The sequence below is a fragment of the Nostoc sp. genome, from assembly GCF_036917775.1.
In the GTDB taxonomy this organism is placed as follows: domain Bacteria; phylum Cyanobacteriota; class Cyanobacteriia; order Cyanobacteriales; family Nostocaceae; genus Nostoc.
In genome coordinates, this window is sequence record NZ_JBALEQ010000061.1 from 82,917 (window position 1) to 97,668 (window position 14,752).

Sequence of the window (14,752 nt, forward strand, 5' to 3'; positions counted from 1 at the left end):
CTTTTAATTCTATGCTATCTAGGCTTTGGATTTTGGATTGTCTCTTTGCCGTGAAAAATCAGATTCCTATTCTTTATTCTCCATTACTATTTCCTGCATTCCCCAAAAAATTAAATTGGGTTCTACAAGCAAGTGTGCTGTAATTTCAGGATATAAAGCTTTTAGATAGTTTAGCAATAAAGTGCGATCGCCGCCTTTAATCGCAATTTTGCCATCAGGAAATAATTGCAACCATGCCTCAATAAAGTCTTTAATTCCAGCTAATATTGTATAAACTACTCCACTCTGAATAGCTTCTATAGTGTTGATGGCAAAACGTGGTGGTAGAGATGGAAAATTTTGCATTTCTACTAATGGTAATTGTCCTGTTTGTTGACCGAGAGTTGCAAATTGTAAACCTAATCCCGGCAAAATTGCACCTCCAACTAGACACTCATTAGCATCCGCAGCCGTAAAAGTTAGCGCTGTCCCAGTATCAATCACCAACATTGGAAAACCCCAAGTTTTCCCCGCTCCCCACAAAGCTAAAGCGCGGTCAATTCCTAGTGTGGAATAAACACCTTTTAGCGGTATTTGGTTTAATGTAATAACATGAGTATTTGGGTAAGTTTGCCAAATAGCAGTTTGACTGGGAACTACGGAGGCGACGAAAAGAGGGCAGAGGGGGAGAGTGTTTGTTAGAGATTGAAATTCGGGAAAAATTTTTTCTAGTAAATCATTCAGGGTTTGACATTCAGTCAACTGTTGTATAACAGACTCAGGAATATAGTCAGTATCCCACACTGAGTAAAGCGTCTCGCTAATAAACAACGCCCAATGTAGCCGAGAGTTGCCAATTTCCAACGCTAGCCAAATTTCCTCTCTGTGTCGCGCCAGTTGCTTCTCCTGTCGGAGACGCTGCGCGAACAAGTCGGGGAACCCGCCCAACGCACTGGCTTCTCTGTACCTCTGCTGTTTCACACTTTTAACTTTTTTAAGTCAGCCATAGATTTTTTAATAAAAATTAACATTCATCACGTGTCACAATAAAATAAGAGGAACAAATACTCATTGTGTTAAGGAGGGAGTTATGGTAGCGCTCACCGAAAAAACTGAAAAACGCCTCACCATACAGCAGGTGGAAATCGCTCAAGAGACGACGGCAATTCGCTCTTTAGACTGGGATCGTGATCGCTTCGATATTGAGTTTGGTTTGCAAAACGGCACTACTTATAACTCGTTTCTCATCCGTGGGGAGCAGACTGCTTTAGTTGATACCTCCCACGAAAAGTTTCGTCAACTATATTTTGATACGCTCACCGGACTAATCAACCCAACAAATATTGATTATTTGATTATCAGCCATACAGAGCCAGACCATAGCGGCTTGGTTAAAGATTTGTTGCTTATGGCTCCAGAAATTACCGTTGTTGGTTCTAAGGTGGCGATTCAGTTTCTTGAGGATTTCGTACATCAGCCATTCAAGCGGCGGATTGTGAAAAATGGCGATCGCTTGGATTTGGGCAATGGTCATGAATTTGAATTCGTGATTGCTCCAAATTTACATTGGCCGGATACTATTTTCAGCTTCGATCACAAAACCAAAACTCTCTTTACCTGCGACGCTTTTGGGCTGCACTATTGCTCAGATAGCACCTTTGATGAAGACTTGGCAGCGATCGAAGAAGACTTTCATTACTACTACGATTGCTTGATGGGGCCAAATGCCCGGTCAGTTTTATCTGCGCTGAAACGCATGGCAGAACTTAAAACCATCGATATGATTGCCACAGGACACGGCCCATTATTATCTCACAATGTTGAGGAACTCGTTGGACGTTACCGCACTTGGAGTCAAACCCAAGCCAAGCCAGAAACAGTAGTTGGAATATTTTACGTTTCCGAATACGGATATAGCGATCGCCTCGCGCAAGCAATTGCCAACGGCATCGGTAAAACTGGTGTTGCCGTGGAAATTGTCGATTTGGGATCTGAAGTCGATTTACAAGAACTGCGGGAACTGGTTAGTCGTTGTGCAGGGCTAATTGTTGGTCTACCTCCGGCTTCTGGCGCTGCGAGCATCCAATCTGCACTCAGCACAGTTTTAGGATCTGCCAAAGAAAAGCAAGCTATCGGTGTGTTTGAAAGTGGCGGTGGCGATGATGAGCCGATAGATCCTTTAGTGAGTAAATTCCGCAATTTGGGTTTGACAACAGTTTTTCCAGCAATTCGGATTAAAGAAGCCCCTACAGAAAATACCTACAAGCTTTGTGAAGAAGCGGGTACAGACTTAGCTCAATGGGTAACACGCGATCGCAGCATCAAAGCGATGAAATCTCTGGGTGCTGACTTAGATAAAGCACTGGGTAGACTCAGTGGCGGACTGTATATTATTACTGCCAAAAAAGGTGATGTATCCAGTGCCATGTTAGCCTCGTGGGTGAATCAAGCCAGCTTCAAACCCTTGGGATTTTCCATTGCAGTCGCCAAAGATCGGGCAATTGAATCACTCATGCAGGTAGGCGATCGCTTTGTTCTCAACGTTTTAGAAGAAGGCAATTTCCAACCACTAATGAAGCACTTTTTGAAACGGTTCGCCCCTGGTGCCGATCGCTTTGAAGGAGTAAGAACCCAGCCAGCCGAAAATGGTGCGCCCATCCTCAACGATGCCCTCGCCTACATGGAGTGCGAAGTCGTCAGTAGAATGGATTGCGGCGACCATTGGGCAGTATACAGCACCGTCTACGCCGGACGAGTTTCTAAACCCGATGCTTTAACTGCTGTGCATCACCGCAAAGTCGGAAATCACTATTAATAAGGGGAGCCGGGGAGCAGAGGAGCAGAGAGAATAATTAATAACCAATGCCCAATGCCCCATGCCCCATGCCCAATGCCCAATGCCCAATAAAGCCATGTCAAAAAATAAACCTCGTGATGTTCAAGTTTATCCCATAGCTACAGATACAAGAATACTGCGATCGCGCAGTTGGTCAAGGCTCAGATTTGAAATTGAATATGCCCTTGCCAAGGGTACAACTGCTAATTCTTATTTAATTGAAAGCGATAAAAATGCCATCATTGACCCTCCAGGGGAAACGTTTACAGAAATTTATTTAGAAGCCTTACAGCAGCGTTTCCATCTCGAAGATTTAGATTATGTAATTTTGGGACACGTTAACCCTAACCGGGCTGCAACTTTAAAAGCTTTGTTAGCAATTGCTCCACAAATCACCTTTGTTTGTTCTAATCCCGGAGCGATAAATTTACGTGCAGCACTGGAAAATCCAGATTTGCAAATTCTGGTTATGCGGGGCGAAGAAACCCTAGATTTGGGTAATGGGCATAATTTACAATTTATCCCCACCCCTAATCCCCGCTATGCAGATCAACTCTGCACCTACGATCCGCAAACAGAAATTCTCTACACAGATAAGTTATTTGGGGCGCACGTTTGTGGAGATCAGGTATTTGATGAAGGCTGGGAAATATATAACGAAGATCGGCGCTATTATTTTGATTGCCTCATGGCTCCCCATGCCCGTCAAGTAGAAACAGCGCTGGATAAACTTGCTGATTTTCCCGTGCGAATGTATGCCAATGGACACGGGCCTTTGGTACGCTATGGCTTAATCGACCTGACTAAATCTTATCGAGAATGGAGTCAACAGCAAACATCTGCTGACTTGACAGTGGCGTTAATTTATGCGTCAGCTTATGGAAATACAGCAACTTTAGCTCAAGCGATCGCTCGTGGCATCACCAAAGCCGGTGTCGCTGTAGAATCGATTAACTGCGAATTTACTGAACCAGAAGAAATTCGGGCGGCTGTAGAAAAAGCCGGTGGTTTCATCATGGGTTCTCCAACTCTCGGCGGTCATGCACCGACACCTGTGCAAACAGCTTTAGGGATTGTACTATCCACCGCGACTAATAATAAACTCGCTGGTGTTTTTGGTTCCTTTGGCTGGAGTGGGGAAGCAGTTGATTTAATTGAAGGGAAATTAAAAGATGCTGGTTATCGGTTTGGTTTTGATACCATCCGCGTGAAATTTAAACCCGACGATGCCACCTTACAATTGTGTGAAGAAGCCGGAACCGACTTTGCCCAAGCACTGAAGAAAGCTAGAAAAGTGCGATCGCCAAGTCAACCTGCTACTACTGTAGAACAAGCAGTTGGGCGTATAGTTGGTTCTCTGTGCGTTTTGACTGCGAAAGAAGGCGATCGCTCCAGTGCCATGTTAGCCTCTTGGGTAGCTCAAGCTAGCTTTAATCCCCCTGGTTTAACCATAGCCGTTGCTAAAGAACGGGCAGTAGAAACACTGACGCATACAGGAAATAAATTTGTCCTCAATATTCTTAAAGAAGGGAATCATTTGGGGTTGATGAAGCACTTCCTCAAACCCTTTGGCCCTGGACAAGACCGATTTGCCGATGTCGCCGCCCAAGAAGCTGAAAACGGTTCTCCCATACTTACAGATGCCTTGGCATATCTGGAATGTTCTGTACAAAACCGGATGGAATCTGGCGACCATTGGCTAGTTTATGCCACGGTCGAGAATGGCAAATTGTTAGATAATGATGGCATCACAGCCGTGCATCATCGCAAGTCGGCAACTCATTATTAATCTTATGCAGAAAAATTCTGAGAATACCCCATAAAGAGGTACTTAAACTGAGAAACTCTGCATAATTCCCAAGCGTGAATGTTATCTAGAAAAGGGGGTAGCTAAAAGCCTTTGAGGAAAATTGTCACGATATTGGGAAGCACAAACCGCTAAAATTTGAGACAGAGGTATTTCCTACTTATTCTGATAACTCAACGCTATCTGTTAAAAGTTATTGCCATGACGTTACGTGAACTTGAAGATCAAGCACTGAGATTATCTGCCGAGGATCGTCGGCAGTTAATCAATACATTAGTGCGATCGCTCCAACCAAAACTTCAGCCAACGTCAAAGCCAAAGGGTTTAGCTGCAAGTTTAATCGGTATTGCCAAGACTGACACTCTGGCACCTACAGATGAAGAAGTAAAAGCCATGCTAGATGAGCGGTTGGTGCAAAAGTATCTGTAATGCGAGTTTTATTTGATACGAACGTTCTGCTAGATGCTTTGCTAGCGCGTGAACCTTTTGTGGCGGATGCTGCTTTTTTGCTGGAGACGGTTGAATCGGGACAAGTTGAAGGGTTTATGTCGGCCACAACGGTTACGGATGTGCATTATTTAGTTGGACGACAGACTAAGAGTGCTGAAGTTGCGATTGCCGCAGTGACTCAATTGTTGGCATTGATGGAAATTTGTGCGGTGGATCGCGGGGTACTGGAACAGGCGATCGCACTAGGGTTGACTGATTTTGAAGATGCGGTGCAGGTAGCATCTGCGATCAAGTTGGGGTTGGAGGCGATCGTTACTCGTGATGTAAATGGATTCACAGGTTCGCCGATTCCAGTACTCTCACCTAAAGATATGAGAAATCGGTTGATTTAGCAGAATGACTGAAAAGTTTTTAATTGAGTCAATGCCACAAACCGCAAACGGTGAGACAGTCTGATAACCTGGTTTTATTGGGCGATCGCAAGCCGTCTTATCAAAGGTATAATTAACTTCAGCAATAGGTTGGGTTGAAAGAAGTGAAACCTAACCTACCAAGTTAAGGTTTTTATGGCTAACTGAACCGGAATAAAAAAGACTCAAGCATTTCTGCCTGAGCCTTTTTTAGATAAAACTAAATGGTTTTCGCCTGAGTTTAGTAGCGACCACCACCGCCACCACCACGGTTGTAGCCACCGCCACCACCGCCACGATTACCACCGAAAGAACCACCGCCACCTCTGTCTTCTCTGGGCTTGGCCTTATTCACTTTAAGGTCACGACCCATCCATTCAGCACCATCAAGGGATTCAATGGCTTTGGCTTCTTCGTCTTCTGAACTCATTTCCACGAAAGCAAAACCGCGTAAACGGCCTGTTTCACGGTCAGTAGGTAGTTGAACACGCTTTACAGAACCATATTCTGCAAAAACAGTACTCAACGCATCTTGTGTAACTTCATAGGAGAGGTTACCAACGTAAATTGACATTAAATGTCTCCAAAATCATAAGTTTGTAGAGATTTAGATTTCGGAGAGAAGTCTGTAATACCAAAAGGGAAAAGCCTGTCAATACTAAAATCAAACACTGTCGCCGAATTAATTCTCATTTCACTTCCCATTTTTACATAGCGACTAACTTTCTGGGGGAAAGTTTGAAAAACTGTTATAAAAAGTTATATTGCAATTTGATAGCTAGGTGCTAGGTAGTTCCAAAAGGGGTGAGACTATAGCCAGCCACACCCGATAAACTAACTCTCTATTCTATTTTCTAAATATTGACCAATCATCAACTGTTCACCAGCACGAGAGATAATAGTCTGTCTGGTGCGGTATTTACTGCCAATTAGCTTTAACTCTTCTTCAAACACTGAACCGTTGTATTCAGTTCGCAAACACATTGTTTTCGGGTTGGAGAAATAATACTGGGCGGTAACTGGTTTGGATATGGCAAAACCGCGATCGCGATACAAGGTATTTCCCATCACTCCAAATATTGTTGAACCTTGCGATTCTTTCTTTGTCGTCAGCACATCCGTACTTTCCCAGACAACTGCTGCACCACAGATTAAACTTTTTGTATCAGGTAAATCGTGCATCTGAGCTAGGTTTTGTAATTCATCACAGCCCTGCTCTAAAAAATTGATCGTAACTATACTCTCGATCTCCTTAGTTTCTCCCTTCGGTAGGGTGTAGTAGCGTCGTTGCGATCGCCATTTACCTGTTGATTCCTGGAAAAATTCGGAAATCTGGGATTCATCAGTGGTTTGTGCAGTTTTAAACAGAGATGTCACGCCTTACTTTCCTCACCTAATACAAATATATTTTTGGTAAAAAAGTTCATTCTTACCTGTTGTTGCTATAGCAATACGGTTCGGATAAGCATTTTTCACTTTCCTTGTGGTCTGGGGAAAGGGTAAGGGGTAAGGGGTAAAGGGTAAAGGATGTATTCAAAACCTTTCCCCTTTTCCCTTTCCCCTTTAACCGAACCGTATTGGTTATGGTACTTGTCGCTCTATTTCTTGCCATATTACGCAAGGGTGGTAAGAAGAAATAGTGTTTTCCACTACATTATAGGCATAATTAAGCAATAAATCTTTAATATTCTTAATAAAATATTAAATACCCGTAATACCCGCTAGTTATAGTAGAATAAATTGAGTAAGTAAAAACAAGGGTAATTATTGTAATACTGCCCAAATTATGATAATCAGCAAAAAAGCTTCATATCTTTGGAAAAAGCCAGGTTTATCCTCTGGGTAGATTCCAGAAAAATGACAAATATTTATACTAAAGTTTATAATTTGTTAACTGCAAGAAGATTATCTACCTCTGCGTAAGAAGTAGAACGGTGAGAAGTTTTGGACTTTTGTGGGAAAACAGTAGTTTTTGATTCAAAAATTACTGTCATACAGCTTATTCTTCATTCTCGCCGTTTTTTGTTAATGATATCTCTCAAAATTACTTGGTAAAACACGGCTGTTTAACCCCAAAAGCTCCCCAATAGGAGAAAAACAGATGATTTTGGAAAAAAATAAGCCGCACAAACAGGTGAAAATGAAAGATCCCGTAGTCGCTAATCAACTAATAATTATCCAGTTAGATTCAGTTGTGAAAACTGAGGTAGCGACCGCAGATTTCAAAAGTAGACTTCTTGCAAACAGTACTTGTGCAACAGGTGGCAAAGCTAAAGGCGAAAATTCCTTTTTTTCCTCCACTTCTGTAAGAAGTTTATTAATTTCCTGTTTTGTAGCTATAGGATTGATGACGGCGAGTTGCGGTTCGTCGCCCAAAGAATCAGCAGATGCACAATCTCAGAGTCCTGGTAATAAAGAACGTAGTCGGGTAACACCTGTAGACGTGGCGATCGCTCGAACTGACTTGCTCGAAAAACAACCAGAATATACAGGTAATACAACACCCTTCCGCATCGTATCACTGCGATCGCAGGTAGAAGCCCGCTTGTTGGCTTTGAATCTTGATGTGGGTGATAGAGTAAAGCTTGGGCAAAACGTCGGGCAGTTAGATGATGCCATACTTTCGACTGAATTAAAGCAAGCAGAAGCAGAACTAGCAGCCCTGAAATCAGAAGTAGCTAGGACAAACAATCAGGTAAGCAATGCCCGTGCTGACGTTGAACGGGCGCGGCTAGAAGTGGTACAAGCTCAGGCAGATTCAGAACGGCAACAGAGGTTGTTTAAAGCCGGAGCGATCGCTGAACAAACTGCCCAACAAGCACGTACCCAGGCCAAAACAGCAGCCCAGGCACTGCGGGCAGCCCAAGAGCAAGTCCGTACAGAACAGCAAGCCGTTGCTGCCGCCGAAGGTAGAGTATTGGCCCAACAGGCATTGGTTGCCCAAACTAAAGAACGCAGGTCTTACGCTCGGCTGACATCACCCATCACTGGCATAGTTACAGAAAAGGTGACAGAACCAGGCAATCTTCTGCAAGCAGGTAATGAAGTCGTAAAAATTGGCGATTTTAACCGTGTCAAAGTCGTTGTGCAAGTTTCTGAATTAGAACTGGCGCAAATTCAGGTTGGACAGTCTGTACAAGTGCGCTTAGATGCCTTTCCCAAGGAAACATTAATTGGGAGAGTTACGCGGATTTCTCCAGCTGCGGATGCTACTGCTCGCTTGATACCTGTAGAGGTAGTGATTCCCAACACTCAAGGCAAGATTGGCAGTGGATTACTGGCGCGAGTCAACTTTGAAAACCAGACTCAACAGCGCGTAATCGTACCGCAAACAGCTATTCAGAAACAAGCAGGGAGTAACAACTCCAAGAGTACAGGTAAGTCATCTCCCCCGGACAACGCAGCTAATACCGCCGGGGCAGAAAACCCTGCTGGGACGCTATTTGTGGTCAAAGACATAGAAGGCAAAACGAAGGTAACAACACGAGCCGTAATGTTTGGAAAAAAGGCTGATGGGAGAGTGGAAATTTTATCCGGTTTGCAACCTGGAGAGCGCTATGTTGTTCGTAGTGGTAAGCCGTTAAAAGAAGGTGAAACTGTAAGTCTTTCAATTCTTTCAGAAAAGCAATAGTAGGGTGAGCAATAGCCACCATAATTAGCAAAAAAAGCACTCAGTAACCAGACCTTATCACTTAGTATCATGCAACAGGCAAATAATAATGGCAATGGCGGATTTAGCCTTAGTGCGATCGCCATCCGCCAACACATTGGCACACTCATGCTCACCGTGGCAGTAATTGTCATTGGGGTATTTTTTCTCACAACGATCCAAGTCGATCTGCTACCGGCTATTACCTATCCGCGAATAGGGGTTCGGCTAGAAGCCCCTGGTATTTCACCAGAAGTAGCAGTAGACGAAATCACCAGACCTTTAGAAGAAGCTTTACGGGCAACCGAGAATGTAGTACAGGTTTTTTCCCGCACCCGTGAAGGACAAGTGAGCCTCGATTTATATTTCCAACCAGGGGGCAATATTGACCAAGCCCTAAACGATGCTACTGCTGCTTTTAACCGAGGTCGAGGACAACTGCCCGATACAATAGAGGAGCCGCGCTTATTTAAAGTCGATCCTTCCCAATTGCCAGTTTATGAATTGGCATTGACATCTGCTTCGTTACAAGGTAAAGATTTACGCGTATTTGCTGATGAAGAGTTAACGCGTGAACTCAGTGTCGTGCCAGGAGTCGCCTCAGTTGATGTATCTGGTGGTGCAGAAGAAGAAGTACGAGTACTTGTTGACTTAAACCGATTGCAAGCTTTGGGTGTAGGGTTAAATGATGTCTTAGATGAATTAACAGCCCGTAACCAAGATACTTCTGGTGGTCGGATTCTGGGGCAAAATTCCGAGCCATTAACTCGGACTGTCGGACGTTTCCAAAATGCCAAGGAAATTGAAAACCTTTCTTTGGAAGTTTCCTCTTCTTCTGCTAGTGCTAATACCACTAATAGCAATAATACTACTACCACTCCCACTACTACACCTACACCTTCTCGCCGTGTCTACTTGCGAGACTTTGCAGAGGTAATTGACGATACAGAAGAACAACGAGTATTTGTTTACCTCAACCGTCAGCCTGCGGTGAAATTTTCAATTCAAAAGCAGCCTGAAGCCAACACAATCACAGTTGTAGATGCTGTTAAGCGGCGAATTGAACAATTACGACAATCGGGTTTAATTCCAGCAGACATGACTTTGAGTCCCACCACAGATGAATCTGTCTTCATCCGCAATTCTTTAAATGATGTCATCTTTTCGGGGATTTCTGGGGCATTGCTAGCAGCAGCAGCAGTATTGTTATTTTTGGGATCGTTCAGGCAAACATTTATTATCAGTTTGACGATTCCTCTGTGTACTCTGGCAGCGATCGCTTTAATGAGAATATTTGGTTTAACCTTGAATGTTTTTAGTTTGGCAGGTCTGACATTAGGAGTTGGTCAAGCAATTGATACATCGGTTGTGATCTTGGAGAACATTTCCGAAAAAACAGGGATGACTCCCAATCAGAGAGAGATGGAGGCAGGGGAGCAGGGGAGCAGAGGAGCAGAGGGGAAGGGGAGAAACTCTAAATTCTTTATTGATAGTGCGATCGCAGCTTCCCAAGAAGTAGAATCTGCTTTAGTGGCTGCTACAGGTGCCAACTTAGTTTCTGTAGTGCCATTCCTCTTAATTGGCGGCTTTATTGCACTGCTATTTAATGAACTGATTCTGACAATTAGCTTCGCAGTCGCAGCATCCCTTGTCGTCGCTATCACAATAGTGCCGATGCTGTCTTCTCGACTCTTGGGAATTCGCTGGTCTAGTAGAATCAGCGAATTTTGGCTGCTTAGACAATTTAATCACCGATTTGAAGATGCGACGCGGGGATACGGAAACTTTTTAACCAAAGTTTTACGCTATCGTCTCCTTGTAGTCACTGCTGCTTTGCTAATTTTAGGCGGCAGTAGCTTCTTTATGTTTGGTCAAATTCCCCAAGAGATTTTACCTCGCATCAGTACTGGTCAAGCTAACTTAAGAGCGCAGTTTCCGCCCGGTACACCTTTAGCAACTTCTGAGAAAGTTATGCAAATTGTTGATGACATTTTGCTCAAACAACCAGAAACCGAGTCTGCTTTCACAACGGTGGGTGGTAATTTATTTGGCAGCAATACTACAGAGAATCCTTTACGTGCCAGTAGCACCATCAATCTTAAACCAGGTACAGATGTCGAAGCTTTCGTCAAAAAAGTAACTCAGGAATTTAACAAACTCAACTTAGCAGGAATTCTACTGCGCCTCAATCCTGGTCAGGTGCGGGGTTTAATCTTGAGTAATTCTCCAGTGCAAGGATCAGAAGTTGACGTGATTCTGCAAGGTGAGAATGAAGAAAACTTAACCCAAGCAGGCGCTCAGGTACTGCAAGCTTTGCAAGAAAGAGCAAAATTAGCAACATTCCGACCAGATGCTGACCCCCGACAACCCGAAATCCAAATTCGCCCTGACTGGGAAAGGGTTTCGGCTTTAGGGTTGAGCGCCGGGCAAATTGGTGCAACAGTTCAAACAGCAATCGAAGGTTCAGTTCCGACGCAAATTCAACGCGGTAATCGTTTAGTTGATGTGCGGGTACAGCTAAATAAAGAAGCAATTGCGCGTCCTTCTCAGCTAGAGCAATTACCGCTATTTACAGAAAACAATCAATTAATCCGCCTTTCAGATGTTGCAAACATTCAAGAAGGACAAGCGCCTGGTGAAGTGCAACGGATTAATCAGCGCCAAGCTTTTATTGTGGCAGGCAATCTCAGCGAGGGAGCTAGTCTTGGTGAAGCGATCGCAGAAGTAAACGAGGTACTCAAGGATGTAGACTTACCTGATGGCGTTTCAATTGTCCCTAGTTCTGCCCAAGAAACTAATCAGCAACTTCAGGATGCTTTAAAAACTTTGGGGGCTTTGGCGACGTTCTTAATCTTTGTCGTTATGGCGGTGCAATACAATTCGCTAATTGACCCATTGGTAATTATGTTCACCGTACCACTGGCGTTAGCTGGGGGAATTTTTGGACTTTACATTACCCAAACTGCAATCGGTGCAACTGTAATCGTTGGTGTCGTGCTGCTGGTGGGAATTGTGGTGAACGCAGGGATTCTCATGGTAGAACTGGCGAACCAAATTCGGGATGAAATTGGTTGTACTCGCCAAATTGCGATCATGAAAGCTGCTCCTCAACGCTTGCGCCCAATTATCATGACCACAGTCACCACTATCTTGGGATTGTTCCCTTTAGCATTAGGTATTGGCGAAGGTTCTGAGTTTTTGCAACCTTTAGGAATTGTAGTTTTCTTTGGGATGGCGATCGCAACGATGCTGACATTATTTATCATCCCCTGTTTTTATATCCTACTGCACGATTTGCTTGGTGGGAATTGGACAAAGCCAGTGTTAATCCGGTTACGTGGATTTACGAAAAAACTCATTTCCATCACGGATAGGGATTAAATTTTTTAACACCCTAGAAACTGAAATTTACGTTAACGCGATCTACCAACAAGTTTTTTCGTTGGCAGATCGCATCAAAGCTTTTTTGCACACATATATTGTTTAATTTGTCAACCAATAAGTTCTAATTTAGATTTTTGATAAAGATTGCGTGAAATTACTAGTTATTGTGATAAAGCATTACAAGAATTGCTTTATAAATCAACATACGAGTATATGTAAACTCACTGAGCAGACACACACTAACCACTATTTATCTAGCAAATAGATAGCGTTTCAAAAGTGAGGTTTTGCTGTTTGATTTAACTCATGCAATATAGCATTCTCTCAATCAATATGAAGAGGACAGAAATATGACTACAACCGTAACCAAATTAGCCTTGTCTCTTCTAGGAGCAGCAGGAATTAGTTTTTTGTCTTTGACACCAGCGAGAGCCGTTATTTTGGTAGAACCCATTGTAACGAGTGTGAATGAAGATATATTCAACACGAGAGCCCCAAGAACCCTTGGGCCAGCTATTTTACCAGGACAAATAATAGAATATGGTGTCCCAGATCGAGCTAACAACTTGCTAAATGGCACTGGAAACAATATAGGAAGCTTGGTATTTGACTTAAAAACGCTGTCTTATAGTAATCCAGATTCTACTCCATCATTTGATAATGAGCTGGTGGAGTGGGGAGATGTTGATGGAGATGGAAAAATTGGTTTCTCTAGTATTCCTGAACTCAAGGATATATTTACAAACATTACTGTCGAAGGCAGCCTTCTTACTTACAGTGGTGGTGTAATTCCAGACGGAACCGTATTTTTCAATCGATTTGTTACCAAACCTGATTTAACACCCGGTGGTGGAATCATTCCAGCAATACCAGCAGAGCAAACAGATAAAGATGGGCCTATTAGAGTCGCATCTTATTACACTGCCATTCCAGAATCAACTAACGTTTTGGGTGTAGTGGCCCTTGGTGCTTTAGGTGTAGCTTTAAAATTAAAGCGATCGCTACACTATTAACACTTTCTATAATTCTCTATGACTGGGAGTTGGGCATGAGGCGACAAGAGGAATAATCAATTCTTAATTCCCCATTCCCAATTCCCCTTACTTTGTAATTAACTCACGATACACTGCCAGTGTTTCCTGATGAACGCGGGCAACACTTAACCACTGTAGGTTTTGATTTGCCCGATTCTTCCACTCATGCAGCATATCGGCATTACTCAGTAATTGCACTAAAACCCCAGCTAAAGCATTACTATCTTTTGCTGGCACTAAAAGACCTGCTTGTCCATTATCCAAAGCTTCAGGAATCCCATCTACTTGAGTACCAACGATCGCAGTTCCAGCTTCCCTAGCTTCCGAAAGTACTAGAGGGCAAGGATCGCGATGAGAAGCCAACACAAATATGTCACAAGATATCAAGTAGCGTTGAGGTTGCGGCTGGAAGCCTTCAAAATGAATCCGTTCTTTTACAGAAGTTGCTTGTGCTTGTGCCTCAAATAGCTGTTTGTCAGGGCCATTTCCTACCAAATAAAGATGCGCTTGGGGAAAATCTGGGGCAATTTTTTCAAAGGCAGCGATTAACTCAGCGATACCTTTGCGTTGATACATTCCCGCTACAGTAGCGATCGCTGGACGTTGTAACTCTAAAGGTTGATAATCTTGGATTTGTCGGGTGCGGGGGCTGCCCAAAGTTCCATTGCATACTACGCGCAACTTGTTTTCTGGGATACCGCGTTTTGCCATAGAATCTCGCACCGCCTTGCTGACAGCAATTACTCTATCAGCTAACCCCATCAGCAGACTGGAACGCTGAAATTCGTTGTGGACTGTGGAAACTAAAGTATATTTATTTCCTTGAAAAATACGTGCTAAAATTACACCTGTCATCATGTGAGCATGAACGATATCCGGCTGAAATTCTGCTGCGATCGCCCGGTAACGCACAGCCGCTTTGACAATACTAATCGGTTTTCTAGTTTGGTTTAGTTGGTAGTGTTTGACACCACTGATATTTAGTAATTTCTCATATTCACCACCAGCAGAAATAACTGCTACCTCATAACCAGATTTTGCCTGTAAACAAGCCAGATCCACTGCCACATTCACAATACCGTTACCTATTTCTTGAACGTGGTTCAAAATATGTATAATTCGCATAGTCTTTGAGATATGTATAAAAAATCAAGTTAAGTAACTGAGTGTAAATAAACATAATTAGAGTAGTTAGTAGTGCAT

The 14,752-nt window shown here is 43.3% G+C and carries 11 protein-coding genes; 7 read left to right on the forward strand and 4 right to left on the reverse strand.

The window, feature by feature from the left end; translation table 11 throughout:
• Positions 1–66 precede the first annotated feature (66 nt).
• Entirely contained in the window at positions 67–876 is an 810-nt protein-coding gene (locus V7K69_RS10795) for a pantothenate kinase (RefSeq protein ID WP_335034105.1), read from the reverse strand.
• Positions 877–1,069: 193 nt separating this feature from the next.
• On the opposite strand from V7K69_RS10795, the gene V7K69_RS10800 reads away from it, so the two are divergent.
• The 4 genes from V7K69_RS10800 to V7K69_RS10815 all read left to right on the forward strand — a co-directional run bounded on the left by V7K69_RS10800 (position 1,070) and on the right by V7K69_RS10815 (position 5,464).
• Positions 1,070–2,794 carry a diflavin flavoprotein gene (locus V7K69_RS10800; protein ID WP_335034066.1) on the forward strand — a complete coding sequence of 575 codons (1,725 nt, stop codon included), beginning with the start codon at positions 1,070–1,072 and terminating at the stop codon, positions 2,792–2,794.
• 97 nt (positions 2,795–2,891) lie between these two features.
• Positions 2,892–4,604: a diflavin flavoprotein gene (locus tag V7K69_RS10805; RefSeq protein WP_335034068.1), complete on the forward strand. Its 1,713-nt coding sequence runs from the start codon at positions 2,892–2,894 to the stop codon at positions 4,602–4,604.
• Positions 4,605–4,823: 219 nt separating this feature from the next.
• Positions 4,824–5,051, forward strand: coding sequence for a hypothetical protein (locus V7K69_RS10810; RefSeq protein ID WP_335034070.1), 228 nt, complete (start codon positions 4,824–4,826; stop codon positions 5,049–5,051).
• Positions 5,051–5,464: a PIN domain-containing protein gene (locus V7K69_RS10815; protein ID WP_335034073.1), complete on the forward strand. Its 414-nt coding sequence runs from the start codon at positions 5,051–5,053 to the stop codon at positions 5,462–5,464. The genes V7K69_RS10810 and V7K69_RS10815 overlap by 1 nt, the downstream gene beginning before the upstream one ends.
• A gap of 259 nt (positions 5,465–5,723) precedes the next feature.
• On the opposite strand, the gene V7K69_RS10820 is transcribed toward V7K69_RS10815, so the two are convergent.
• Positions 5,724–6,056, reverse strand: a complete 333-nt coding sequence (locus tag V7K69_RS10820; protein ID WP_335034075.1) for an RNA recognition motif domain-containing protein — start codon at positions 6,054–6,056, stop codon at positions 5,724–5,726.
• Between the two features lie 260 nt (positions 6,057–6,316).
• Positions 6,317–6,859, reverse strand: coding sequence for a phycobiliprotein lyase (locus V7K69_RS10825; RefSeq protein ID WP_335034077.1), 543 nt, complete (start codon positions 6,857–6,859; stop codon positions 6,317–6,319).
• Between the two features lie 724 nt (positions 6,860–7,583).
• Between V7K69_RS10825 and V7K69_RS10830 the strand changes: the two genes are divergently transcribed.
• From V7K69_RS10830 to V7K69_RS10840, 3 genes are all read left to right on the forward strand, one after another.
• Positions 7,584–9,113: an efflux RND transporter periplasmic adaptor subunit gene (locus V7K69_RS10830; protein ID WP_335034079.1), complete on the forward strand. Its 1,530-nt coding sequence runs from the start codon at positions 7,584–7,586 to the stop codon at positions 9,111–9,113.
• 69 nt (positions 9,114–9,182) lie between these two features.
• Positions 9,183–12,512, forward strand: a complete 3,330-nt coding sequence (locus V7K69_RS10835; RefSeq protein ID WP_335034081.1) for an efflux RND transporter permease subunit — start codon at positions 9,183–9,185, stop codon at positions 12,510–12,512.
• A 353-nt stretch (positions 12,513–12,865) separates the two neighbouring features.
• A complete protein-coding gene (locus tag V7K69_RS10840) occupies positions 12,866–13,528 on the forward strand; it encodes a hypothetical protein (RefSeq protein WP_335034083.1) in 663 nt (220 codons plus the stop codon).
• Positions 13,529–13,615: 87 nt separating this feature from the next.
• Here the strand turns inward: V7K69_RS10840 and V7K69_RS10845 are convergent, their stop codons facing one another.
• Positions 13,616–14,674 carry a glycosyltransferase family 4 protein gene (locus tag V7K69_RS10845; protein ID WP_335034085.1) on the reverse strand — a complete coding sequence of 353 codons (1,059 nt, stop codon included), beginning with the start codon at positions 14,672–14,674 and terminating at the stop codon, positions 13,616–13,618.
• Positions 14,675–14,752 lie beyond the last annotated feature (78 nt).

Coding starts and splice junctions, on each gene's coding strand:
- V7K69_RS10840 (WP_335034083.1), top strand. CDS start 12,866: ATGACTACAACCGTAACCAAATTAGCCTTGTCTCTTCTAGGAGCAGCA.
- V7K69_RS10815 (WP_335034073.1), top strand. CDS start 5,051: ATGCGAGTTTTATTTGATACGAACGTTCTGCTAGATGCTTTGCTAGCG.
- V7K69_RS10820 (WP_335034075.1), bottom strand. CDS start 6,056: ATGTCAATTTACGTTGGTAACCTCTCCTATGAAGTTACACAAGATGCG.
- V7K69_RS10845 (WP_335034085.1), bottom strand. CDS start 14,674: ATGCGAATTATACATATTTTGAACCACGTTCAAGAAATAGGTAACGGT.
- V7K69_RS10835 (WP_335034081.1), top strand. CDS start 9,183: ATGCAACAGGCAAATAATAATGGCAATGGCGGATTTAGCCTTAGTGCG.
- V7K69_RS10805 (WP_335034068.1), top strand. CDS start 2,892: ATGTCAAAAAATAAACCTCGTGATGTTCAAGTTTATCCCATAGCTACA.
- V7K69_RS10830 (WP_335034079.1), top strand. CDS start 7,584: ATGATTTTGGAAAAAAATAAGCCGCACAAACAGGTGAAAATGAAAGAT.
- V7K69_RS10810 (WP_335034070.1), top strand. CDS start 4,824: ATGACGTTACGTGAACTTGAAGATCAAGCACTGAGATTATCTGCCGAG.
- V7K69_RS10800 (WP_335034066.1), top strand. CDS start 1,070: ATGGTAGCGCTCACCGAAAAAACTGAAAAACGCCTCACCATACAGCAG.